The organism is Chryseobacterium sp. W4I1, from assembly GCF_030816115.1.
In the GTDB taxonomy this organism is placed as follows: domain Bacteria; phylum Bacteroidota; class Bacteroidia; order Flavobacteriales; family Weeksellaceae; genus Chryseobacterium.
In genome coordinates, this window is record NZ_JAUSXQ010000001.1 from 2,978,802 (window position 1) to 3,004,520 (window position 25,719).

At 37.0% G+C, this 25,719-nt stretch carries 23 protein-coding genes; 7 read left to right on the forward strand and 16 right to left on the reverse strand.

The window, feature by feature from the left end; genetic code table 11:
* Positions 1 to 3 precede the first annotated feature (3 nt).
* From QF044_RS13940 to QF044_RS13970, 7 genes are all read right to left on the reverse strand, one after another.
* Complete coding sequence (locus QF044_RS13940; protein WP_034706517.1) at positions 4 to 477, reverse strand: Fur family transcriptional regulator; 474 nt, start codon at positions 475 to 477, stop codon at positions 4 to 6.
* Between the two features lie 67 nt (positions 478 to 544).
* Complete coding sequence (locus QF044_RS13945) at positions 545 to 2,539, reverse strand: KUP/HAK/KT family potassium transporter (protein ID WP_307268379.1); 1,995 nt, start codon at positions 2,537 to 2,539, stop codon at positions 545 to 547.
* A gap of 115 nt (positions 2,540 to 2,654) precedes the next feature.
* A complete protein-coding gene (locus tag QF044_RS13950; RefSeq protein ID WP_307268382.1) occupies positions 2,655 to 3,635 on the reverse strand; it encodes a pyruvate dehydrogenase complex E1 component subunit beta in 981 nt (326 codons plus the stop codon).
* A gap of 96 nt (positions 3,636 to 3,731) precedes the next feature.
* A complete protein-coding gene (locus QF044_RS13955) occupies positions 3,732 to 4,346 on the reverse strand; it encodes a hypothetical protein (RefSeq protein WP_307268385.1) in 615 nt (204 codons plus the stop codon).
* Between the two features lies 1 nt (position 4,347).
* Positions 4,348 to 4,845 (reverse strand): RNA polymerase sigma factor, encoded by a 498-nt coding sequence (locus QF044_RS13960; RefSeq protein WP_307268387.1) that lies wholly within the window; start codon positions 4,843 to 4,845, stop codon positions 4,348 to 4,350.
* A gap of 107 nt (positions 4,846 to 4,952) precedes the next feature.
* Positions 4,953 to 5,372, reverse strand: a complete 420-nt coding sequence (locus QF044_RS13965; protein WP_307268390.1) for a DUF2147 domain-containing protein — start codon at positions 5,370 to 5,372, stop codon at positions 4,953 to 4,955.
* A gap of 153 nt (positions 5,373 to 5,525) precedes the next feature.
* Positions 5,526 to 7,454, reverse strand: coding sequence for an LTA synthase family protein (locus QF044_RS13970; protein WP_307268393.1), 1,929 nt, complete (start codon positions 7,452 to 7,454; stop codon positions 5,526 to 5,528).
* Between the two features lie 89 nt (positions 7,455 to 7,543).
* Here QF044_RS13970 and QF044_RS13975 point away from each other — a divergent pair, with 89 nt between their 5' ends.
* The 5 genes from QF044_RS13975 to QF044_RS13995 all read left to right on the forward strand — a co-directional run bounded on the left by QF044_RS13975 (position 7,544) and on the right by QF044_RS13995 (position 10,710).
* Positions 7,544 to 8,257 (forward strand): phosphatidylcholine/phosphatidylserine synthase, encoded by a 714-nt coding sequence (locus tag QF044_RS13975; protein ID WP_307272031.1) that lies wholly within the window; start codon positions 7,544 to 7,546, stop codon positions 8,255 to 8,257.
* A 78-nt stretch (positions 8,258 to 8,335) separates the two neighbouring features.
* Complete coding sequence (locus QF044_RS13980) at positions 8,336 to 9,100, forward strand: 3'-5' exonuclease (protein WP_307268396.1); 765 nt, start codon at positions 8,336 to 8,338, stop codon at positions 9,098 to 9,100.
* Between the two features lie 3 nt (positions 9,101 to 9,103).
* Complete coding sequence (locus tag QF044_RS13985) at positions 9,104 to 9,502, forward strand: putative signal transducing protein (RefSeq protein WP_307268399.1); 399 nt, start codon at positions 9,104 to 9,106, stop codon at positions 9,500 to 9,502.
* 105 nt (positions 9,503 to 9,607) lie between these two features.
* Positions 9,608 to 10,213 (forward strand): fumarylacetoacetate hydrolase family protein, encoded by a 606-nt coding sequence (locus QF044_RS13990; RefSeq protein WP_307268401.1) that lies wholly within the window; start codon positions 9,608 to 9,610, stop codon positions 10,211 to 10,213.
* Positions 10,214 to 10,272: 59 nt separating this feature from the next.
* The gene (locus QF044_RS13995) at positions 10,273 to 10,710 is read left to right on the forward strand and encodes a universal stress protein (RefSeq protein ID WP_307268404.1); all 438 of its coding nucleotides are present in this window, start codon (positions 10,273 to 10,275) and stop codon (positions 10,708 to 10,710) included.
* 80 nt (positions 10,711 to 10,790) lie between these two features.
* Here QF044_RS13995 and QF044_RS14000 read toward each other — a convergent pair whose 3' ends face one another.
* Positions 10,791 to 11,024, reverse strand: coding sequence for a hypothetical protein (locus QF044_RS14000; protein ID WP_260542741.1), 234 nt, complete (start codon positions 11,022 to 11,024; stop codon positions 10,791 to 10,793).
* Positions 11,025 to 11,066: 42 nt separating this feature from the next.
* Between QF044_RS14000 and QF044_RS14005 the strand changes: the two genes are divergently transcribed.
* Positions 11,067 to 11,972, forward strand: a complete 906-nt coding sequence (locus QF044_RS14005; RefSeq protein ID WP_307268407.1) for a DUF6427 family protein — start codon at positions 11,067 to 11,069, stop codon at positions 11,970 to 11,972.
* Positions 11,973 to 11,977: 5 nt separating this feature from the next.
* Entirely contained in the window at positions 11,978 to 12,562 is a 585-nt protein-coding gene (locus QF044_RS14010) for a DUF3109 family protein (RefSeq protein ID WP_307268410.1), read from the forward strand.
* A 58-nt stretch (positions 12,563 to 12,620) separates the two neighbouring features.
* On the opposite strand, the gene QF044_RS14015 is transcribed toward QF044_RS14010, so the two are convergent.
* The 8 genes from QF044_RS14015 to QF044_RS14050 all read right to left on the reverse strand — a co-directional run bounded on the left by QF044_RS14015 (position 12,621) and on the right by QF044_RS14050 (position 25,615).
* Positions 12,621 to 15,479 (reverse strand): pitrilysin family protein, encoded by a 2,859-nt coding sequence (locus QF044_RS14015; protein WP_307268412.1) that lies wholly within the window; start codon positions 15,477 to 15,479, stop codon positions 12,621 to 12,623.
* Positions 15,480 to 15,632: 153 nt separating this feature from the next.
* On the reverse strand, positions 15,633 to 16,319 hold the full coding sequence (locus QF044_RS14020; protein WP_307268415.1) for a hypothetical protein: 687 nt from the start codon (positions 16,317 to 16,319) through the stop codon (positions 15,633 to 15,635).
* A 329-nt stretch (positions 16,320 to 16,648) separates the two neighbouring features.
* Positions 16,649 to 17,983, reverse strand: a complete 1,335-nt coding sequence (locus tag QF044_RS14025; protein ID WP_307268417.1) for a trigger factor — start codon at positions 17,981 to 17,983, stop codon at positions 16,649 to 16,651.
* A gap of 138 nt (positions 17,984 to 18,121) precedes the next feature.
* Positions 18,122 to 18,694 carry a hypothetical protein gene (locus QF044_RS14030; protein ID WP_307268420.1) on the reverse strand — a complete coding sequence of 191 codons (573 nt, stop codon included), beginning with the start codon at positions 18,692 to 18,694 and terminating at the stop codon, positions 18,122 to 18,124.
* Positions 18,695 to 18,745: 51 nt separating this feature from the next.
* On the reverse strand, positions 18,746 to 21,130 hold the full coding sequence (locus tag QF044_RS14035; RefSeq protein WP_307268423.1) for a TonB-dependent receptor: 2,385 nt from the start codon (positions 21,128 to 21,130) through the stop codon (positions 18,746 to 18,748).
* 393 nt (positions 21,131 to 21,523) lie between these two features.
* A complete protein-coding gene (locus QF044_RS14040; RefSeq protein ID WP_307268426.1) occupies positions 21,524 to 21,880 on the reverse strand; it encodes a hypothetical protein in 357 nt (118 codons plus the stop codon).
* Between the two features lie 281 nt (positions 21,881 to 22,161).
* Complete coding sequence (locus tag QF044_RS14045; protein WP_307268430.1) at positions 22,162 to 24,087, reverse strand: ABC-F family ATP-binding cassette domain-containing protein; 1,926 nt, start codon at positions 24,085 to 24,087, stop codon at positions 22,162 to 22,164.
* A 187-nt stretch (positions 24,088 to 24,274) separates the two neighbouring features.
* Positions 24,275 to 25,615 (reverse strand): DUF2235 domain-containing protein, encoded by a 1,341-nt coding sequence (locus tag QF044_RS14050; RefSeq protein ID WP_307268433.1) that lies wholly within the window; start codon positions 25,613 to 25,615, stop codon positions 24,275 to 24,277.
* Positions 25,616 to 25,719: the final 104 nt, after the last annotated feature.

The window sequence follows — 25,719 nt, forward strand, 5'->3', positions numbered from 1 at the left end:
TAATTAATCATTCTTGGTGCCATAGAAATACAGCGAATGCGAATCAATATTTACGCCAAATGCTTCTTCAATTGCTTCTTTAATTCCCTGAATTCTTGGGTCACAGAATTCGATGATTTCTTCAATTTCTTTATCAGAGCCTTTTTTGTAGATCACCAAGTGGTCATGCTGCTTGTCAAAATAAGACTTCTCATAAGAGGAAGAGGTTAATGTTTTTTCTCCAAACTGATGCTTACGGATCAATCCGGCATCAAGGAAAATTTCAATAGTGTTGTAAATCGTTGCTTTTGAAACATGATATTTCTTCTGCATCATCAGAAGATACAGATCATCCACATTGAAGTGATGATCCATACTATAAATCTCCTCTAATATCGTATATCGTTCAGGCGTGTTTCTGAAACCCTTTTCTAATAAGTAGTTTCTCAAAACATCCTTGATCAAAGCAATATTTTTTTCTTTTTGTACTGTATCCATCAAAAAAATTATCTACAAATTTATTGATTTTTATTTAAATAGACCTTATGGTTTGGTACCCGACCTTTTAGGAATTATGACGAAAGAATCCGGATTGTTCAATCTTACTGTCGTAAACCGTAAGTTCAGTAATCGGTGCAGATTCTACTTCTACGTTATGCGAAGATACTCCCCAGGCTTTGAAATCATCACTTCCTATGTACTTCACAAAGTTGTATATATTAAGCGTAATCTTCTGTTTAACAGTTAAAAGTATATCGTTAATATATGTATTATCTATAATTACATATTTCAAATCCGGCGGAATATTATGAGCTCTAAGAGACGGATGGCTGCTTCTTGAAGGAATAGTTCCATCTGCCATAAGGTCTTTCAATACCATACTGAAATAATCGTTGATCCTTCGGTCTACTTTAAATCCTAAAAGGAAATTAACTTTATATACTGTTCCCGGAAGAATTTCATCCACCGTATATTTAAATGTATATGGATCTTCCTGATTGACAATACTTAATATAAAATAATGATCTGCTCTTTTCGGTTGTTTCTTGATAATGGAATAGATAATTTTTGATTCTACTTCATCATTTCTTTTAGCTCTGCTCAGATAGGCAAGATTGGTTGCATATTTAGGAATGCTTTCATCCAGCTTCATGTCTTTTATGATGGCTACATATTTTTCTATTTTTACAAACTGGATAAATCGTGTTTTTATCAGTCTGCCATTATACCATGCGTACATAGAAATTCCGATAGACCCGGCCAGGACTACCGTGATCCAGCCACCTTCCATAAACTTGATAATATTGGCACTGAAGAATCCTAATTCAATGGCCATATATACCATGGCAAAAAGTACAATTAATACTTTGCTTACTCTATGTTTTAATAACCAGAAAACCAACAGAATTGTTGTCATCAACATCGTTACTGTAATGGAAAGTCCATAGGCGGCTTCCATTTTTCCTGATTCTCTAAAATGAAGCACTACAATAATACACAGAATCAGAAGTCCCCAATTGATTCTGGGAATATACATTTGTCCTTTGACTCCGGAAGGATAATCAATTTTTTGATTAGGCCATAAGTTAAGAGACATTGCTTCAGAGAAAATAGTAAAAGAACCTGTAATTAGGGCCTGACTTGCAATAATTGCTGCTGCAGTTGCCAAAATTACTCCCGGTACAATCATCCATTCTTCCATGATTCCAAAAAATGGATTGACTACTGAAAATCCTGGTTTTGCATGATTGGTTAAGAGCCAAGCTCCCTGGCCGAGATAATTTAAAATAAGCATAATCTTAACAAATCCCCAGCTTACTCTTATATTTTTAGCACCACAATGTCCTAAGTCTGAGTAAAGCGCTTCTGCCCCTGTTGTACAAAGGAAAACAGCACCAAGAATAACAATGGCACTAGGAGAGTTCGCAATAAGCTTGTATGCGTAATAAGGGTTGAAAGACCTCAAGATCTCGAAGTTTTCGCTTAAATGCATTATTCCCAAACCACCTAATACTAAAAACCAGACAACCATTACCGGTCCGAAAAACCTCCCGATAAAACTGGTCCCAAATTGCTGAACTACGAAAATGACAATCAGAATTCCAATAGTAATAGGAACTACAGGGGTATGAGGATTATATATCTCAAGACCTTCAATAGCCGACATTACTGTAAGCGAAGGGGTAATCACACCATCTGCAACTAAGGCTGCTGCACCTATGATAGCAATGAGATACAGCCATCCTTTCTTAAGGTTTTTAACTAATGAGAATAAAGCTAAAATACCACCTTCTCCTTTGTTGTCTGCCCTTAAAGCGATGATCACATATTTTATTGTCGTCTGAAGAGTAAGTGTCCAAATAATACAGGAAAGAGCTCCTTCTATATATTCGTTGAAAGGCATATTGCTACCACCATCTCTTGCATTTACGATCGCTTTCATTACGTAAAGCGGCGATGTTCCGATATCTCCAAAAACAATTCCGAGAGAAACTAAAACTCCAATAAAAGAAAGCTTTTTTATATCAAAATGATAACCTTCTTCTGTAACGTCTGCCATATCAGCTTATTTTTTTAAACGCGCAAATTTATACTAATTTTATGACGTCATGAACTATTCTTCATGCATAGAATAAATGAAAAAACTTCCTTTCGGAAGTTTTTCTCTATAACAGTTATTTTACGTACATCGCTTTTTTAATTTCCTCTTTCACTTTTTCAAGCTTAGGGAACCATTCTGCAAATAATGCAGCGGAATATGGTGCAGGAGCATCAGGCGTTGTAATTCTCTTGATAGGAGCATCAAGGTAGTCAAATGCTTTTTGCTGTACCATATAGGTAATTTCAGAAGATACTGAACCAAATGGCCACGCTTCTTCTAAGATCACGAGTCTGTTTGTTTTTTTAACAGAAGCCAAAACGGTGTCAAAATCAAGAGGACGAACTGTTCTAAGGTCAATCACTTCTACAGAGATCCCTTCTTTAGCCATATCTTCAGCAGCCTGAATAGCCAGCTTCATGATTTTCCCGAAAGAAACTAAAGTTACATCCGTACCTTCTCTTTTGATATCTGCTTTACCTATCGGCAGGTAATATTCTTCTTCTGGAATTTCCATTTTATCACCATACATCTGCTCAGATTCCATGAAAATAACCGGGTCATTGTCCTGGATAGCCGTTTTTAATAATCCTTTTGCATCATATGGATTGGAAGGAACCACTACTTTAAGGCCCGGAATATTAGCAAACCAGTTTTCAAAAGCCTGAGAGTGGGTAGCTCCTAATTGACCTGCAGAAGCAGTAGGACCACGGAAAACGATTGGACAATTCCACTGACCACCGCTCATCTGGCGGATTTTCGCAGCATTATTAATAATCTGATCAATACCTACCAACGCAAAATTGAAGGTCATATACTCTACAATGGGTCTGTTACCATTCATCGCAGCTCCTACAGCAATCCCTGTAAAACCAAGTTCTGCAATAGGTGTATCGATTACTCTTTTGGCGCCAAACTCATCCAGCATTCCTTTTGAAGCTTTGTATGCACCATTGTATTCTGCAACTTCCTCCCCCATTAAAAAGATGGATTCGTCTTTACGCATTTCCTCGCTCATTGCCTGTGCAATTACCTCACGAAAAGTATATTCTGCCATATTTATTTGAAAAATTTAGACTACAAAAATAGTGTTTTTTTATTATACACATAACAAAAAAGGCATCACATTGTGTGACACCTCATATTAATTATATCAAAAAAGCTTTTCTTCTGCCTGGCTAAGTTCTCTGTAGTTTTTTCGCAGATCAGACAGGATTTTACCATAAGTCCTTTTATAGATCAGGTATACAATATAAAAGCTGAGCAGCATAATAAAACCAAATACAGCATAATTTCCCCAGCCGGGCGCCATACTCTCAGGGTTAGTATGCACGATGATATCCTGACCTCTATTCCAGCCATCTCTGGCACCTGCCATAAAATCTTTTGTATAGAGGTCAAAATGAATCAGATTATCCAAAATAACCATAAAAAAAGAAATCGCTGCGTACCCGAAGATCAGCTTTCGCAGATTCAGAATATTTTTCATTAATGATAAAGAATTTTGTCCGGTCTTCAATCTTCTGAACAGCAATACGGCCAGCATAATAAATCCAAAAAACAAGATTATTCTCAAATAGGGAAACTCACTGTTGATATAGCCATAAAGTGACCAGAGTATCATTTCTATCAATCCAACTACGAATAAAATTTTCGCCACTGAAATTGATTTTTGTTTGATCATGGAATAGATTTCATTTTCTGAATACTCTTTAAATTGCACTTTTTCTCTATTCCAGTCTTTTTTCAAAAGTTCTAATTCTTCCATATTATTTTATGCTTATTTTGGCTTTTAAATTATTCTTCGCCCTGTTCATCTTTACTCTTGCATTTCCTTCAGTTATTCCGAGAACTTCTCCGATTTCTCTATAGGATTTATCTTCCAGGTACATCATGATCAGAGCTTTTTCTACATCAGACAGCTCATAGATGGCTTTATACATTTTTTTCAGCTTGTACTCATCATCTTCATACACTTCATATTCCATTTTCAAAGAAGAAACATCTACATCAGTATGTTGCAAACCTCTTTTCTGAGGTTTTCTAAACAGGGTCATTGCCGTATTGAGCGCTACTTTATACATCCATGTTGAAAATTTAGCCTCTCCTTTAAATCCCGGGAAGGATCTCCAAAGCTGAACCGTAATTTCCTGAAACAAATCCTGATGATCTTCTGTATTATCTGTATATATCCTGCATATTTTGTGAATAAGCCTTTGATTAGGCTTAAAAAATTCAACAAAGGTTTTCTCCAGTTCTGTGCTCATACCTTATGAGTGGGAAGTTTTAATTTTCGTTACACTTTTTTTGAAAAATAATAAAAAAACGGCATCTCATTTCTGAAATGCCGTGTTATCATTTTATTTAAACCTGGTTAATTTACTTTATCCCAGGTCTGGGTTCTTCCTAATATAGATACTCCCATGTATCCTCTTACATTTAGTTTGTCACCGCTTTTTGTGATGGTACATTTGTAAGTTTTACCTGTTTTAGGGTCTGTAATAGTTCCTCCAGTGAATTCATTCCCTTCTTTTTTCAGTCCTCTGATGATCTCCAGTCCTAAGATTGGCTTCCCTTTTCTGTCATCTTTACATGAACTGCAGTTTGGGTCTGCTGGCTTTATAAGCAGCTGTGAAACTTTTCCGTAATACTTTCCGTCAGTCTTTTTATAGATCTCAACAACAGATTTGGCCTGCTTGGTTTCATCATCTATGGTTTTCCACTTTCCTTCGATCTGTGCAAACGATAATACGCCAAACAGAGAAAGCACGAATGTCAATAATACTTTTTTCATATTTTTTATAGTTTTAATTCTGATATACGTTTTTTGTTGTCTATCTATTGATAAAAATATAAATTAAATTTTAAACAGACAAAAACTTTTACTATCCTTAGCATTATATAACAACACTTATACCAAAATTAAGAATTTAAACACTGCTACGCATCAATACAGCTTCCTGTTGATCACCCTGTCCATATAATCCTGATACCAGGCTTTTGCAGTTTGCATTCCCATTTCTATTTCAGGCGTTTTTACTTTACCCAACAGGTTTTTTTCAAATCCAAGATCATTTTTATCATATACTCCTGTAATCTCCTTTCCATCAAAACGGTACATATGGTTTCCTATGATGAATTGTTCCGAAGCTCCATCTGAATTCACTACGATGGATGGATATTTGTTATCGCTTACAAGACTCCTGCCCCAGCTTCGGATCTGCTTATGATATCCGATAAGATCTGCCAGTGTAGGATAGATATCTATCTGCTGAGCCACTTCAGGATTTACTCCTTTAAGATTGTATTCAGGATTTGGGGAATACAGGATAAGCGGAACAGCAAAACGGTTCATTGCTTTCTCATATTCACCGTAAGCAACCTGATTGGTATGATCTCCCGTGAAAACAAAGATGGTATTGTTGAACCAAGGTTCTTTTTTAGCAGTTTCAAAATATTTTTTGATGGCATAATCCGTATACTGGATAGGCTCATGCATTTCTATGGTTCCTTTTTTGAATTTGCCATTGTATTTTTCAGGAATTTTAAACGGGTGGTGTGAAGAGGCCGTAAATACTGTGGTCATAAACGGCTGCTTCTTTCCTACATTTTTAGCAAAATACTGAAGAAACGGTTCGTCCCATATTGCCCACATTCCGTCAAAATCTTCATCATGATTGTATTCATTTTTCCCGAAATAATGCTTAAATCCTAATATATTTCCAAATCCGAGAAAACCCATCGATCCGTTCGGAGCTCCGTGATAAAAAGAGGTATCATAGCCCAGATCATTGCAAACTGAAACAATAGACTGGATTTTCTGATTGGAATAGGGTGAGCTGGTAAAAGCATCGGTAAGGCTTGGAATTCCTGCCAGTACGCTGCTCATCCCATGAATAGACTGTCTTCCATTGGCAAAGGTATTCGGAAAAATCAAGCTCTGGCCCGCAAGGCTGTCTATAAAAGGGGTGTAAGAAACGTAACCTTTTATATTTTTATCTTTATTAAAAGCTCCTGAATATTCTCTACCAAAAGATTCTACAATAAAAATGACAACATTGGGACGGTTCTCTACTTTCCTATCGTATATTTTATAAGGCTGAACATGATCAGCAATATATTTTTCATCTACAAAATGAACTTCTTTAAAATTATTGGTTCCCAGAGTTCTGAAAAATGAAAATGTACTGTTTAAAACTATATTTCCCTGAAGCGGGTTAACGACAAAACGATTGGCATCCACTAAATTGATTGGTCTTGTGCTGTGCTTGAAATCACCACGGATTCCTCCCACAACTAAAACCGCTGTGCCACATAGGGTAAGCACAGACCAGATAAAGTACGGAATAAGGTGTTTCGGTTTCTGTTCTGTGATCTTCACTTTTTTATAGAGGAAAACCCAAACTGCCATTAAAACAACAAACCAGATCAGAACAAAAGGATGTTGGCCTAAAGAAACTGTAAAGACTTTAAAAACATTGGATTCATGCTTGGCAACGTCCAAAGCTGTAGAGGTCAGTCTTGCTTGTGAAAACTTGTAATAGATAAAATCACCAAAATTCATAGCATAGGCAATGCCATTGGTTACAAAATACAGCCAAAACAAAACGGTTTGATACGTTTTTTTTGTATTGATAATGATTGGAACAAGACTCAACAAAATAAACAGGGCATTAACGTATAAAATGGCCGTAGTATCAAAGGCGGTTCCATGAAATGCCAGACTGAAATAATCTGAAACAGAATCCACTTTGATGAGTTCTTTATTGAAATACCAAAACAAAAGACGGGCAATCTGATAAAAAACATATGCTAAGAAAATCCGGTACACAAGGACCAGAACTTCTTGTTTTCTAAATTCTTTAAAAAATTTCATTCGGCAAATTTACATCAAAATCATATTCATATATTTTTTCCTTCATAATATTTCAGGTTAAAATTATGAAAAACCCTATTTTTGCCAGTATGAATTTCATAAAAAATAATCTGGCCAATTTGCTGACGCTTGCTAATTTATTTGCAGGCTGTATTGGAGCAATACATCTTATTTTAGGAGATTATCAGACTACAGCAATCTGTCTGGTTCTTTCTTCTATCTTTGATTTCTTTGACGGGTTTGTTGCCCGGGCCTTAAAATCAAACTCCAATATGGGTCTTCAGCTGGATTCTCTTGCGGATATGGTGAGCTTCGGACTGATTCCGGGACTTACAATGTACAAAGCTCTTGAGCCTTTTGGAAATGAAATTTTAGGATTACACCTTCCTTTTGACATTAGCTACATCGGCCTTTTGGTGACGGTTTTCTCATGTCTTAGATTGGCAATATTTAATCTTGATGAGGAACAGCGTTATTATTTTAAAGGACTGAATACGCCAACCAATACTGTATTGCTTTTTGGTTTGTATTATGCCTTTAAAGAAACGGGAACCTTTGGCTTTCTATTTGACAATTCATTGTTGCTGATCCTGCTTACCATTATTACATCATGGCTTCTGATTAGCCCGATCAAGATGATGGCCATGAAATTCAAATCGAAAAAGCTGCAGGACAATTATCCGAAAGTTATTTTATTAGGCGGCGGAATTGCCATTCTGATTCTATTTCAGACCGTTGGTATTCCCATGCTTGTTATTTATTATATAATAGTATCACTGGTTTTTCAGAGACAGTTGAAGTAGATTTCAGAATCAGACAGTAGATGTTTGAGACGGTACATTTTCAAATTAATAGATTTTTCAAATTATCAAATTATAGACATGAATTTAAAACTCCATAAACCTCTTTGCATTTTTGATCTTGAAACTACAGGAACCAATATTGGAAAAGACAAAATTGTAGAGATCTGTATTTTAAAAGTAAATCCGGACGCATCGAGGGAAAGCAAAACCTGGCGTGTAAACCCGGAAATGCCCATTCCTAAAGAATCCAGCGAGATCCATGGAATTTATGATGAAGACATAAAAGATGCCCCTACATTCAGAGACATTGCGGCGAAAGTGATGGAAATGATTTCAGGAAGTGATTTGGGAGGCTTCAATTCAAACCGTTTCGATGTTCCTCTTTTGGCGGAAGAACTTTTAAGAGTAGACATTGATTTTGACCTGAATAAGTTCAAACTGGTGGATGCACAGACAATTTTCCACAAAAAAGAACCGAGAAACTTAGGAGCAGCTTACCAGTTTTACTGTGGAAAAGTTCTTGAGAATGCCCACTCTGCAGAAGCAGATGTAATGGCTACTTTTGAAGTCCTGGATGCGCAGGTCGGGAAGTATGACGATATCCCGAATGAAATTGCTCCTCTAAGTGAATTTACATTCCATAACAAGAATGCTGATCTTGCAGGATTTATCGGATACAATGATAAAACGGAAGCTGTTTTCAACTTCGGAAAATATAAAGGACAGGTAGTGAAAGCTGTATTCCAAAAGGATTTAGGCTATTACGGATGGCTTCAGAATGCAGATTTCCCACTTTACACGAAGAAAGTCTTCACTAAAATTCAACTATCAAGCAAATTTTAATACATGTCAAACCTGGTCCGTTTTAAATTCTACGAAACAGCCCTTGAAGCCAACAGGGACAAACAAATCCTTGCCGAAAACGGAGTGAATGGTTTCATTGCCAACGAACAGCTGATCCAGTCGGACTGGTTGCTTTCACAAGCTGTAGGCGGTATTCAGCTACAGGTTTTTGAGGAAGATCTGGAGAAGGCCAAGCAGATTCTGAAGGACTACAACGACAATGAAGCGTATTCACTGGAAGTGGAACATACCATTGAGAATCCCGGTTTTGACTTTGTATGTCCGAAATGCGGCTCAAACCATATTTATAGAGATGACAGAGCCACGAGCTTTTTTGGAATTTCTATTTTGTCAAGCCAGAAATTTGTTTGCTATTACTGTGGGAATGAGTTTACGCACTAAAATTGAATATTATTTAAGCCGATATAGACCCTGTTTATAATAAGAGATTGCTTCGTCATTCCATTCCTCGCAATGACGAACATATAAAACATAAATAAAAAAGTTATGAAAATCATTTGTATAGGAAGAAACTACAGCGAACATGCAAAAGAATTAGGAAATGAAATTCCTGAAAAGCCGGTTATTTTCATGAAACCTGACACCGCGGTTTTAAAAGGAAATGATTTTTATATTCCTGAATTTTCCAATGACGTACACTATGAGCTGGAAGTTGTTGTAAAGATTTCAAAAGGAGGAAAATATATTCAGAAAGAAGTGGCCCACAAACATTATGAGGAGATTAGTTTAGGAATAGACTTTACGGCAAGAGATCTTCAGAGTGAGCTTAAATCCAAAGGTCTTCCATGGGAGCTTGCCAAAGGTTTTGACGGCTCTGCGGTAGTGGGAAATTTCTTCAATAAAGAGAGCTATGATCTTGAAGATCTTCAGTTTTCGTTACTGCAAAACAAAGAAAAAGTTCAGGACGGCAATACAAAAGATATGATCTTTTCTTTTGATGATATTATCGCTTTTGCTTCCCAGTATTTTACATTGAGAGTAGGTGATCTTATTTATACCGGAACTCCAAAAGGGGTAGGAAAGGTGAATGAAAATGATGTGCTTGAAGCCTATCTGAAAGATGATAAAATTCTTGATATCCGAATATTATAAGTATTTAACATAAAAAACTGGGCAATTTTTCTTATCTTTAAATAACAAAATTAAAGGTCATGATAAATATTGTACTACCCGTAGATTTTGGGGACAAAACAGAGCAGCTTGTAGAAGGTGCCGTAAAATTTGCAAAACAGCTTAACGGAAGGATCTTTCTGATTCACGTGGCGCCATCGGATATTGGTTTTGCTATCGGTGATATGGGATATCAATATTTTCCTGAGGTGGAAGCCAATGAGATCAAGGAGGAGCTCGTACAGCTTAACAAGATCGAGCAGAGAATCATTGCACAGGGTGTAGACTGCGAACATCTTTTGAAACAGGGGATCGCTAAAGATATTATCCTGGAATACGCAAAGATTAACCATGCAGATTATATCGTAATGGGATCACACGGAAGAAGTGGAATCTACGATGTTTTCGTAGGAAGTTTAACGAAAGGGCTTACGAAGGACTCCCCGGTTCCCGTATTGGTACTTCCTATCCACGACTAAAGAAAATTAAATTTTAATCATTAATAAAAAAACCGATCAGAACATAGTTCCAATCGGTTTTTTACTATATAACCAATTAATTAACCTTCTTTTTTATAGATCTTTGGATCGTAGTAAGGGTTTTTACCCTCAGTTGGAGAATAATAGTCTTTGTCTTTATCACCGCTCAGTTTTACTACCAGTACATAGCACCAGTAAGTAAACAAGGTACAGCAAACGATAAATAAAATCCAGTTTAGAACATTTCCAAATGTATCAAAAAAACCAAATGTAAATTTGAAAACTTTACTTAAGAATAACCAGAAAGACGTCATTATTTTCCTTTTTTAAATTAACTTTGTACAAATTTATAAAAAATGTTTAAATTACTTTCAAAAGAAAGCAATATTTTTTCAATCCCTGTTTATATTGGTTTTCTTCTTTTAGTAGTTATAATATTTAACATACTGAATTTCAATACATATGAAGCTATTATTGCCGGAATAACTTTCCTGGGAATTGCTTTGGGATATTTTTGTTTTCACAGTATTGCTCTTAATTACCAGACGCATCTGCCGTTATTTTTATATACATTTTTTATTTTTGGGCTGTACCCCGGAAAACTGGATATTGGAATTGCCGTATCGCTGCTTACGAACTCTTTCCTGCTTTTGCTGCTTACCAGCGCAGATGAGGATATCAGGAAAAAATCTTACGTTTTGGTAGGAGCCATCGTTGCACTGAATTTTATTTTCCTGCCTACGACATGGCCAATGGCAGTTTTCGTGATTGTTCACGTTATTGCCACTTCACAAAAAATAAGTCTCAATCTCTTCAGGTTTCTTCTGGGAATTGTAATGATTGTATTCAGTTATTTTTCTATCATGTTCTTTTTCAATTTTACGACATGGAATATAGATTATTTCCCTTTCGGAAAAATGAAACCAATGACAGATTATACTGATCTGGTTCCTCTGATTCCTATTTTCCTGATGCTTATTTATGCAGTATATGACCACTTTAAGAACTATAATAAGAAAAGCCCGATAAGCCGATATAAGTATACTTTCCTGCTTGTTTTTTCGGTGGCTCAGCTGATTACTATTATTCTGTATATGAATAAAAACTACGAATATTTACTGCTTCTGGCTTTTCCGTCAAGTATTATCCTTAGCAGGATGATAAGATTTCTTCCTAAATACTGGATGCAGGAGATAGGCTTATGGCTTATCATTATAAGCTTGATTGCTTTTAAAGCAGGTACTTATTTTAATTTATTTTAAAGATTATGATTCAGATAGACGATAAATTGATTTCAGAGGATATATTTTCCGAAGAATTTGTTTGTAACCTTACGAAATGTAAGGGTGCATGCTGTGTGGAGGGGGATGTAGGTGCTCCTCTGGATAAGGATGAACTTGAGATTTTAGACAATATTTTTGATAAAATAAAGCCTTATCTTACACAGGAAGGTATCAAAGCTCTTGAAGAGCAAGGCACCTGGACAACAGATCCTGCAGATGGAATGTATGTAACCCCTATGGTGGAAGACCGCGAATGTGCGTACGTTACTTTTGATGAAAAAGGAATTACAAAATGTGGTATTGAAAAGGCCTATGAAGATGGCGCTATAGACTGGCAAAAACCGATCTCATGCCACCTCTACCCGATCCGTATCACGGAATATTCTACGTTCACTGCCCTGAACTATCATGAATGGAGTGTTTGCAGTGATGCATGTGCTCTGGGAAAAGAACTTCAGGTTCCTATCTATAAGTTCCTGAAAACTCCACTGACCAGAAAATATGGTACAGATTTCTACGATGTTTTATGTGAGGCTGCCGATGAATGGAAAGCGGCTTATGGCTCTTAAAAAAATAAAAACCGCAGACTGGTCTGCGGTTTTCTTTTTATATCAATTCTTCTAAGAATTACTGTTTTACTACAGACACTCCTGCTGTTTCAGGTTTTGCCTCTTCTTTTTTAGCTTTTTCCCATCCGTCTTCCGGCATCAGGGTTGCTGTGATCTTTCCTTTGGCAAGGTATTTTTTTGCTACATCCTGAAGATCTTTTACAGTAAGTGCTTTCACTTTTTCCTGATAATTCAGGATATCATATTTATCACTTCCGTCCAGCTGGTTTTTGGCAATAGCACCCATCCAGAACATATTATCCTTTAGATCTGTTTTGTTGTCGTTGTACTCTCCTTCTTTGTACTTATCAAGATCTTTTTGCTCAGGACCTTTGTCAATCATTTTCTGAAGCTCAGTAACAGCACTTTTTGTCAGTTTTTCTGCATTTTCAGGTCCGCAAGGGAAGCTGATGCTGAAATTGTAGGCACTGTAAGGAATTTTGTTCATACTTCCTCTGGCACCACCGCCATAGATTCCGCTTTCATCTTCTCTAAGCTTCTCGATTACTTTAATGGTAGCTACTTCTCCCAAGGCTGCAAGTGCAAGAGCTTCATTTTCATTGTAAGGTGTTTCTCCACTGTAGGAGATCGTCACCATACTTTTAGGATCTTTTCCTTTTTTGTATACTTTGGTATAATCACCAGTCATCGGCCTATAGCCTGTATCTTTGAACGTAGCGGTCTTTCCTGCTGCAGGCAGACCACCAATGTACTGAAGTACCTGTTCTTTAAACTTAGCTTCATCTATATTTCCTACGAAATAGAACTGGAAGTTGCCGGTGTTTGCAAATTTCTCTTTATAGATATCGTATGCTTTTTTATAATCCGTATTGGCCCAGTCCTTTTCCATTGGGAACAGTCCGATAAATCTCGGATTCTTCTGATTCATGAATTTTGCATGCTCATTGGAGAAATAAGCCTGAGGATTGGACAGCAGATTGTCCAGCATAGCAGACTGCTTTTCTTTATAAGCATTGAATGCTGCAGGATTGTAATTTAAGCCTGTAAAATAAGCATAGGTAAGCTCCATAGCGGTTCCTAAATCTTTCTGGGTAGTTCTTCCTGAAATTCCTTCATAATAAGGCCCAATCATTGGATTTACACTCACCTGCTTTCCTGCTAGGTAGTTGGTAAGATCTGCTTTGGACAATCCACTTACTCCTGCTTCCGATAATGCTGCGAAAGCGAATTGGGTTTTAACGAAATCCGCATCTGAGATCAGAGAGTTTCCCCCTAAGCTTCTTGCTGAGAAAACAATTTCATCATCTTTGAAATCGGTCTTTTTGAACGTTACTTTAGCACCGTTGTTCAGCGTCCAGGTTGTTGTTCCCAGTTTCTCATCTGTTTCTGTTTTGGTAATTTTACCTTCAGATTTGAATGGTTTTACTAAATTTTTGATCGTTGCTTTTTCTTCGTAAGGCTTAAGATCTGCCATTTTTACAGTTTCAAATGTATTGAGAACCATTGCTTCCGTAGGCATAGTAACATTGTCTTTTTTAGGCCCTGTTATCACAATTACCCTGCTGTCGTCTTTCACCATTTTCTTGATTACGTCATTGGTCTGCGCCAGCGTTACGTTTGGCAGGAAGGTCTTTGTATCTTCATACTCCCAGGCAATTCCCGGCATAGGTTCCTGCTCCAGGAAATTTCTTACATATTCATCTACCAGCATATCACTTTCCGTTTTGTCACGGTTGTTGTAAGATCTTTCAAGATTGGAAATTACCTGCGCTTTTGCTCTGTCCAGCTCAGATTGGGTAAATCCAAATCTTTTGGCTCTTTCTACTTCTTCTAAAAGTACCTTCAGGGCATTCAGCTGGTTTCCTTCTTTTACCATGGCAAATCCCTGGAAAGCTTCTTTACTTCTCGCATAGGTTCCACCATGATATACCGATCCGAAAGTGAAAGGCGGGTTGTTTGAGTTGATCAATTCTTTCAGCCTATTGTTCAGCATTGTGGTAGAAAGACCTTCAATAATGCTTTGATTGTACTGCTGAACGGTAACATCCGGCTTGTAAGCTTCAGCGTCTTTCATAATGAACTGAACCATAGAATTGGTAGCATCAGGATCTGTCTCTATGGCAACTAAAGTCTCTTTATGGTTTGGTAAGTCAAATACCTTTCTTTCTCTTGGCTTGGAAGGGTTTTTATATTTGCTGAAATTGTCTTTGATCTTTTTTTCAACTTCATCTACATTGATATCTCCCACTACCACGATCGCCATCAGATCCGGTCTGTACCATTCCTGATGAAATTTTCTGATCACATCAGGCTTGAAGTTTTCCAGCACCTCTTTTTTACCGATCGGAAGCCTGTCTGCGTACTGAGATTTGTACAATAATTTAGGAAGATACTTATCTGCCATTCTCTTGTCGGCACCAAGGCCCAGCCTCAGCTCTTCCAGAACGACTCCTCTTTCTTTATTGATCTGCTCATCAGAAAGTGTCGCGTTAAATGCCCAGTCTTCCATTACTTTCAGTCCTGCATCAAGATTTCCTGCTTTATCCAAAGGAACAGGGAGCATATATACGGTTTCATCAAAGCTGGTGTAAGCGTTAAGGTGCTGGCCGAATTTCACCCCGATAGACTGTAGAAAATCTACCAGTTTGTTGTCCGGAAAATTCTTTGTTCCGTTGAAGTTCATATGCTCCATAAAGTGAGCAAGCCCTCTCTGGTTTTCATCTTCAAGAATAGATCCGGCATTAATGGCCAGACGGAAATCTACTTTCTTTTCAGGTAATGTGTTTTTTTTGATATAGTACTTCATTCCGTTGGAAAGGGTACCGATTCTCACAGAAGGATCCACAGGGATATTCTGCCCGAAAACATTTGAAGACATCAGGAAGATGACGGCAAATGAGGATAAAACTTTCTTCATATAATTTGAATTTATTTTCGGTTTAAAAGTATCAATTATTCACAATATGAGGAAATGTTAAAATTTGCTTTATAGTTAAATTTGAGTTAAAGTTAATCAGGCAGCAAAAAAGCCGGAAAAAATCCGGCTTTTGTATGGTAAAATAAACAGTTGTTATTTAAAATCGGCATCAGTGACACCGGCATTCAGGACAACTTTTGTAGTTTTAATACTTAATTTCTGTCCTTTTCCTTCAATATTTACTTCAGAAGGGAATTTCAATCCTTCTACAGTCATATAATTGGCTACTACCACGCTACCTTCTCCTACAGAAGATTTGTATAAAAGTCCCGTAGCATTATCAAAATAGAATTTTCCTTTTTCTGAAGAAAGTACATTATAATCTTTGCCATCGACTTTTTCTACGGTCACAGTCTGAAAGTTGGAAGGATTGAAAGCAAGTGCCTCAATAGTAGTTCCTTTTTTAAGTTCTGCAATATTATCAGCCGGGAAATCTGTTTTCTGCCCTGCTCTTTCTATATATCCTTTTTCTCCGTCAAAAACCTGATTAACCTGCTGTCCCATGGCATTTTGCGTAGATCTGAATTTATTTCCCTGCTTTTTGGTACTCATGGTGACATCCATCCCCTGGACGTTGAGTGTATTATCAATAACTGTAGACTTTACGGCTTCCAATTTAGATTTTCCTCCCAGAGCTTTAAAATAATTATCTATCACTTCTTTTGGTGTAAGTTTAGATTTCACGACTTCCGTCTTTGCGGGAGCTGCGCTGGTCTGCTGAGCTGCTGCCGGTACTGAAAAAAGTACGGCACAGAAAAACGGAATGATGATCTTTTTCATATCTATAATAAATTTAAGGTGTAAATATATGAATAATGACTACAACAAGTAAAACAAAGATTATTTATCAGGAAAACCTTATAATTTCAGCTGTAATACATTAAGATTTTTTAAGAAAACAGGGTATTGAAAAGATTATTTTGGAAATAGAGAATCAGATTGGAAGTTGAGAGAAGACAGTATGCTTATTTTTCACGCAAGTCTGATTGTAATGCCGCAATATATAAGGAATGCAAAGAGGGAATCAATTGAATTGATTCAAATAAGCAAGTATTAAACAAAAAACCTCCGAATGGTCGGAGGTTTTGAAATATTTATATAGGAATAAACTACTTTTTAAGTTCTTCTAAAAATTCGTCGTGAGAAATTTTAGTTTCCTTTTTAGTAGCTTTTTCAAGAATTACATCTTTCAGTTTAGCCATAGCCACTTCAGAAGAAATTTGTCTTACCTGCTCCTGGTCTTTCAACATTTCAACAGCATATTTCTGGATTTCTTCATCACCTAAATGGTGAATTCCGTAGATTGCTAACTGGTTTCTTACCAACTGCTCAGCCTGTGCCAATACATCAGCATAGTCTAACTTGATATCGTTATCAGTCATTAATTTACCTTCAATAATCTGGTATCTTAACTGACTTTTTTCTGCTTCAAGAATTCCTTTTGCCTGCTCTTCAGACTGGATATTCTGGTTAGAGAATAACAACCATTTTACTAAGAAATCTTCCGGAAGTTTTACTTCTTCTTTTTCAGTAACCTGCTCCAATACTTTATTCACATAGTGAACATCAGCATTTTGCTGGAAATACTCATCCAGTTCAGATTTTACTTTTTCTTTAAGCTCTTCTTCAGAAGTGATTGTCCCTTCTCCGTAAACTTTGTCGAATAACTCCTGGTTAAGTTCAGCTAAGTTCAGTGAATAGAAATCTTTTACTTTAACTTCTACTTCAGCGTGGTGCAGGTGCTCTACTTCTTCCTTGGTGAATCCTAATTCTTTAGCTAATTCTTCGTCAGATGCAAGAGTTTCTTTAGATACTTTTACAGAACCATCCATTTTCAAAGCTTTTACCAATTTGAAAGCTTCTTTGTTTTCAGCAGTAATGGTAGTATTCTTTGGGTGGTGGTGGTGCTCTCCTTCAGCATCTTCTTCTACAACCTGAGAAATTTCTAAAGCGATATAAGAATCTTTAGTGATTTTATCCTGAGGAACCTGCTCTGCAAAACGCTTCTGCATGTTCTCAATGCTCTTTGTGATTTCTTTGTCAGAAGCTTCTACTTTGTAATGAGGCGCTTCATATTTAGCTAAATCTATAGTGAATTCAGGCTCATATCCTACTTCAAAAGCAACTTCAACTTTGTCAGCGTTGTAATCCAATTGATTTACTGGCTGAGGAACAGGCTGTCCAACTAATCTTAACTTGTTTTCGTTAACATAATTGTTCAATGCGTCAGAAACCTGTTTGTTGATTTCCTCGAATGCAATACCTGCTTCATATTGTTTTTTAACCATACTTAAAGGCACTTTTCCTTTTCTGAAACCAGGAACTTGCGCATTTTTAGCATAATTAATCAACTGCTTGTCTACTTTTTCTTTGTAGTCAGATTTTTCCAATGTCACTGTAAGTAATGCACTTACGTCATCATGGTTTTGTGCGGTAACCTTCATTATTGATTAAAATTTTAGGTTGCAAAAATATGAAAATTTTATGAGAATTACCCACTTATAATCAATTCTTAGTCGTCAAATATGTATAAATAAAAAACCACTGAAAAAATCAGTGGTTTATATCTATATGGAGTATTTCTAATTACTTAGGTTATATGTAGCTTCTGCATCTGTTTCTCCACCTACTACACTTCCCCAGGCAGTGCCGGCCTTGGCATCATTTACACTTTGAGGTTCGTGGATAAGAGTCATTTTCAGGAAAGGAGCAGTTCCACCAACAGTTTGTGCCACATCCCATTTTGTTTTCAGCCCGACTCTTTTCCCGTCTTTTCTTAGATCGTTTCCATCTAATCTGGTAACGGCGATATTAGATTTTGGAAAATCGAAAATAAGGAAATGCTCATCTTTAGCATCAATAATTTCTTGGGTAGCATCCTCATTTCCGTTTCTGAATTTAGCTTCAACGGTATAAGACTTTCCATCTTTTAAAGGAATTGTAGGTATCCCTCCTGCCCCGATGCTGTAATTATACTCTATGGCAGTTGATCCGGGAGTATCCTCTTTCACCAATAAAATAATATTGGTAAGCTCTTCCTGAGGAAGATCATCTTCTGCTACAGACCCATCTCTCTGGCAAGAAATAACAGTAATGGTAATGAATAAAACAGCTAATAGTCTGATAATATTTTTAGTATTGAATAGTTTGTTCATTTTTTAGAATTTTAAAATTGTGAAATTTAATTTAATGTTTTTCTGAAATCTTTAGAATCTGTATCTAAAGTTTAAAATAAAGTTTCTTCCTGCCTCATCTGCAAAGAACCTCAAACGGTTCAGATAATCTCTGTATGAAGTGTTGAAGAGATTATTTACGATAAGTCCCGCCGAAAGATTTTTGCTGATATTGATGCCCGTTTGGATATTCCAAAGAGAATAAGTGTTGGGCGGTGTACTCAGGTCTATTGTTTTATTCGTCAATTCACCGTTCACATACACTTCCAACTCAACATTTCTTACAGGGAATCTGTTTTGTTTTAAAAACGTCTGGTTTTCAACAGTAAAATAGAAGTTATTCCATTTTTCTTTTTTAAACTGAAGTGCATTGGAAAAATTCGGCGGCATCATTAAGATCAAAGGTTCGTTGTGCGTATCATCCTGTCCATATACATAACTTCCTTTTCCAACGTAGGCAAGGTCATTTGTAAGTTTCCAGTTGATATCCAGATCTACTCCATACATTTTAGCATCGATCTGCTGATATTCCCACTCTGGAAATACCCCTCTGATAGTCCCTTTAATCCCTACAGGAACCTGATTGATGAAGTTTTTCGTGATGAATGCATATGGATTTACAGAAATATTCAGTCCCTTCAGTACATTGAATTTTGAATCTACCGTAAGGTTAAACTGATGTCCCTGTTCATTTTTCAATGCCATATCTCCTGTCTCGATCACGCCTGCGGAATGATGCAGTCCGTCTGAAAACAATTCTGCAATATTCGGAGATCTTCCCACTCTTGCATAATTGAATTTCAAATCAAAATTGGCATTTGGACGGTATTCCAGACCTGCATTGAAGGAAACGTTATTATAATTAAGCTTAGGACGCGTCAGAATCCTGTTTTTATCTTTCTTCACGTAAAACTGAGGAAATGCATCTGCATATAATTTATCCCAGTCCGCCTGATCATACCATTTGGTGACATCATACCGGGTAAAATCATATCTCGCTCCTGCTTCAAAATTAAAATCATGGGAAATTTTATATTTTAAAACAGAATATACCCCTGCAGAATATTTATCATAATTAGGGATCAGGCGTCTTGCTTTTGTAGCCGGATCTGAATAATTGTTTTGAAAACTGGCATCAATTCCCGTTTCCAGAGACCATTTTCCTCTTTCCAGCAAATCATTAAGGTTAAACTGATGCGTCATGAGTTCCAAATCCAGAGAAGGCGTATCATTCAGCTCTCCTCTTCTGATGTCATATTCCTGCCTGTGATTGTATTGGTAACTGTACGTTGCGGAAAGTTTTCCAATATTTTCAAATCTTTTAAAAGCTGACACTTTTGCGATATGATGCTCAATAACCTGTCTTGGATTATCTATATCATAACTGAATTTGCCGGAATAAATAGGTGGACTAGCCGTCATTGCCCTGTCATAATCTCCTGAACTTGAAACATGTGAATCTCTTAAAATTCCAATATTCTGGTTCGTCAGATAATAATCAAAGGAGATTCCTTTTTCGTAACTGTTATTCTGGACCGTGAAATTAAAAGAAGAAAAATCCATTCCCGTATTCTTCAGATTATAATCAGGAGCACTCTGATCTCCTAATTTTTTGATGCTTCCCCGGGTTTTTACAGCCCATCCGTTTTTCCAGATCTTGGCAACATCCACATCCAATCCAAGACCTCGGCCATTGGAAATTCCTGTAAGCCCTACCGACCCTTTTATCGTGTCTTTTTTAGGGAAAATTTCAGGCTCCAGCACCACGACTCCTCCAATGGCATCGCTTCCATATTTTAATGCAGAAGCTCCTTTGATGACATCGATATGCTGAAAATTATTAATATCCACATTGGGAGCATGCTCTACGCCCCATTCCTGCTCTGCAAGCTTTACTCCATTATTTAAGATAGAAATTCTGCTTCCGTAAAGCCCATGAATAATAGGTTTTGAGATATTATTCCCTGTTTTTAAAGTCGCTACTCCGGAAATTTTAGATAATAAATTCCCCAGGTTATCTGTAGAATTTCTTTCAATTTCTGACTTATCTAAGGTTTTGATGATTAAAGAACCATTAGATTTATGGCTCCCGTGGATGGTAACGGTCTCAATATCATGACTATGATGCTCCAGTGTAATTACCAAATGTAGATCCTGATCAACTCCTATATTTTCAGTATAATCATTACAATCAGGATGTTTGGCAATGAGTGTATACTTTCCCGCAGGAATTTTATTAAATGTAAACTTACCTTTAGCGTTGGTTTTCGCTGTGAATCCACCGATATTTACTACAGCATTTTCCAGCATGGTTTTGTCATGAAAATCCTGAACGGTTCCTTCCACCGAGTACGTTTTCTGTGCACTTATTGATGCCAGTCCACAAAAGACCAACATCAGGCTATATATCAATTTCATTGTCTATAGATTGATTGCGTACCTTTTAACAGGTACATTTTTCGTAAAAATTTTGTTGAAGGGGAATTTAGATTGTAAAAAGTACAATGTAAAATGTATTAATGACTAATGCGATAGATGCCAGATTTCAGACGTCAGATGTCAGATTGTAAGTTTATAATTTTAAAACTATAATCTTTAATTCTAAAACCTGAATCCCGAAACTGAATAGCCAAGTGTAAAGTATTTCTACTGAAGCTTTCAGAGACTCGCATCTCCCAACTTCCGTTTACATATCTTAAACATTGAACCTGAATTCCATATTACGAAACTCATATCCGGCCATTATCCAATAGCATTAAACCCCCAAATATTGAACTTAAAATGAATTAAAGTCAATAAAAAATCTATGATTTATGAAACTGCGGGAGGCCCCCGAAGCTGAAAAGTGAATTTGGTCTGAGACCATATTTTTTCCTGAACAGTAATTACCTGCTTTACTTCATGAGTAAAATATCCGAAGGTAAAACCGAATTCCTCAGGAACGAGTGTATGTCCGGTAGCTAAGAAATGACAAGCCAGACAGTCGCCGGGCTTTTCTTTAGCTGAAGTTTTGGACATTGTATTTTCTGTCTTTTTAAGATTAAAATTCTTAAAATAATCAGCAGGATCGTGATGGTGAAAACTTTGAGAAAACAGCGCAATGAAGTATATCCCAAACAAAAGTTTGGCGATAAAGCTCTTCAGATTTCTGCTTTCTTTAAAAATCATGCTGTAAAATTATAAAAATTATTTAAGTTTTAAATTAAGTTTTATTAAAAGACGGTGTAAAACTATTCAATACGTCGGTGAAAGTAATTTATTGTTACAAAAATCCTTCTACGCATATCTTATGGGAAGGATTTTAGATTTCAGACAACAGATATGAGATTCTTAGACATGAGATGAGAGATATGAGATATGGTATAAGATTCTAAAGATTAAATATCAATACTATTCAGTAGTGATACTTATCAACTCTAATACACTCAAACACTCAAACCTCACAAGTCCTAGTCCAGCTGAGTTCCCAAATGCTCCCATTCCTGTAAAGCAACGTCTAATTCTTCTTTAGTTTTATTGTATTTTTCTAAAGTTTCCTCAGAAGGATTTTCTTTTGTAAAGGTAGCTTCCATTTTTTCAATTTCTGTTTCCAGCTCTGAAATTTTTTCTTCTATTTTTTTTAATTTATTCTGAATATTTTTTTGTTCTTTGCTTACAATGGTTGATTTGTCTTCAACTTTCACCTCTTTCGGAGCAGGTTTTACCTCAACTTTTACCTCTTCACCGTGAAGCTTTGCCTTTTCAGCAGAAATTTCTCTAAGGGTTTCTTTCTGCCTGTATTCAAGATATTCTCCAACGCTTCCCAGGAATTCTTTCATTCTTCCGTCTCGGAATTCATAGATCTTATCACAAAGTCCATCCAGGAATTCTCTGTCGTGAGAAATCACGATCAATGTTCCCTGAAAATTCTGTAGAGCCAGCTTGATAATTTCTTTAGACTGAATATCCAAGTGGTTCGTAGGCTCATCCATGATCAGCGTGTTGAAAGGACGAAGCAACAATTTACAAAGCGCCAGACGGTTTCTTTCTCCTCCGGACAGTACTTTTGTTTTTTTGGAAACTGCTTCCCCCTGAAAAAGGAAAGATCCCAAAAGGTCTCTTACTCTCGGTCTTGTTTCTTCTGTTGCAGCATCTTCTGCTTCCTCTAAAACGGTTTTATTCGGGGTCAGTACTTCTTCCTGGTTTTGGGCAAAGTATCCGATGTTTACATTGTGTCCTAAATTCCAGGTTCCTGAATAATCTTTGATCTCACCGGCAAGGATCTTCGCTAAAGTGGTTTTTCCTTGTCCGTTCTGTCCTAAAAGGGCAATTCTGTCTCCTCTCTGAACGATAAAGTCTACGTCATCAAAAATCTGTTTTTTCCCGTATGCTTTTCCTAAATTCTCAGCTTCAAAAATAACTTTTCCGGGAACCATAGACTGCACGAAACGGATATTGAATTTTGAAACATCTTCGTTGTCCACTTCAATACGCTCTATCTTATCCAATTTCTTAATAAGTGACTGTGCAAAAGATGCTTTGGTAGCACTGGCACGGAACTTATTAATGTTATCTTCCATCTGCTTGATCTCTGCATCCTGGTTCTTTTTAGCTCCGATAAGTTTTTCACGGCGCTCTTCACGCATAATCAGGTATTTGGAGTAGTTGGCTTTATAGTCGTCAACTTTTTTATTATTGATATCAAAAGTTCTGTTGCACACAGCGGTCATAAACTGCTTATCGTGACTTACAAGAACGATAGCTCCGGGATAGTCTTTCAGGAAGTTTTCCAGCCAGATAATGGATTCCATATCGAGGTGGTTGGTCGGCTCATCGAGAAGCATGATGTCATTTTTCTGAAGCAGCAGTTTCGCCAGCTCAATTCTCATTCTCCAGCCTCCGGAAAATTCGTCAGTGATTTTCTGAAAATCATCTGCTTTAAATCCTAAACCAAACAATACTTTCTCCATATCGCCTTCCAGATTGTAGGCGTCATGATTCATCAGAAGGTCATTCAGTTCCGTCATTTTATTAATCAGATCCGTGTAAGCGTCGCTTTCATAGTCGGTTCTTACGGTCATCTGATGGTTCACTTCTTCCAGTTCATTTTTCCAGGCATTGATCTGTTCAAAGGCCTGCATGGTTTCAGCCCAGACTGTTCTTCCTTTTACGAAATCCAGATCCTGTTTCAGGAACCCGATGGTGGCACCACCTTCACGAACTACAGTTCCTTCGTAGAAATTAATTTCTCCGGAAAGCATTTTCAATAAAGTAGATTTTCCTGCTCCATTTTTTCCTACGAGACCAACTTTATCATCCTTTTTAATGGTGAAATTTGTATTTTGAAACAGATAGTTTCCCGAATGATGTAATCCTAAACCTTGAACCGAAAGCATTTTGTTAAATAAAAATTAGTGATGAGTAATGAATTTTCGGGTGCAAAAGTACGGAAAAAGAAATGAATAGCCCAGAAATAAAAGTATGCTCCTGTAACACGGATATTTACCACAGCAAAAAGGGACGCCCTGCCGGACATCCCCTCGTAACCTAAATTTAAAACTGAAAAGTATTGATAGCATTAATTTAATTCTGTTCTGGTGCTAAAGACCGCATCTCAATGGTACGGCTCCAGATATCGTTATTGGGTACATTGGTTCCATATAAAAAATCTGCAACGAAACTGTCTTCGGGAAGATGTAGATTGGTGACCAGCCCGGTATGAATTCCCTGGTCTACAGAGTTGCTGCTGGGTACATTCAGGCCGTTGTTGATCAGTTCTGCTTCAATCTCTTCTGCTGATCTTTGCAATACATGATCGCTGTAGAGACCAAAGTTGGCTGAAATATGGGTATAATCTGCAAACCCCGAATAATCATACTTTGGCTTCAGGGCTGGTGAAAAATTTTTGACGTATGTGGCAAGATCTGTATGAAAATAAGTCAGAAAGGTATCATCTGCGATCTCAAGGCCTGAATTGGTAAGATCTGTACTGAAAATCCCAGGTAAAACAGTATTGCTTTCCCCGAGCATTATTCTTCCGTATACTATTGAAAGGGTATTAAAAATCATTTCCCTGGAAACATAGGCCTGGGAAAGAACAACTCCTCTTTCGATCTGAAAAGTAGAGAGAAGTGAATCCCATATTTTATTTCCCTCAGCATCAGTTTTTGCATTTCTTACATCGGAAACATAATCCTGCAAGTCATTGACATTAATAAAATCTGTAGAAATATATACGGAATGCGGCGCCTTTAGATATCCACCTCCTACATCAGCATGGGCTCCGGGAACGAAAATTTCTTTCCATACGGAACCTGAAGTTTCAATTTTGGTGTCCTGCATATTCTTTGAATTTTCAAAAAAACCGGTAAGTGGAAAAAAGAACCGGCATTCATTTATTGCACAGATATGAAGAGCATTTTCCACTTCCTCAGGCAGGCTCATGTCATAGGTATTGAAGGGTTTGGATTCCACGGTATCAAAAACACCGAGGAATTTTATCTTAACATTTCCCGAGGAATATTTTGAGACAAGCTGGTTGCAGAATTCTCTTGCAAGCATACTCCCCCTGCTGAATCCGTAGATATAAAAATGGCATTCAGTATTTCTATCGTACGCAATGCTCTGTACAAAGGTATCTGCTTTCTGCAGTTTATCATCGGAAGAATATCCGTTCCCGTCCGGAGGATTGGCACATGTAGCCATGGCAAAATTACTGTCTTCGCCGCCAGTCACTGTTCCTATCCCTTCTATATATATTTTTTGGTTTCCGTTAAATAAACTGAATAGTTTGTAAATATTGGTAGGAGCTCCTTTGTAGCTTTCATTACTTCCCGGTGGCCTGTCACCGGAAACTGCATTGATCCCGTTGTTTCCTGTTCCGTCAAAAAAAATTCCGACAGATAGTATTGTATCATTTCCCATCGTTGTGTTTGCCTTAATTATTTATATATTTTTTTACAACATCTTCATTGTGTAATCTTACTTTTAAGCTTTTAAGACTTATTTTTCAAATTAACGGAAGAAGG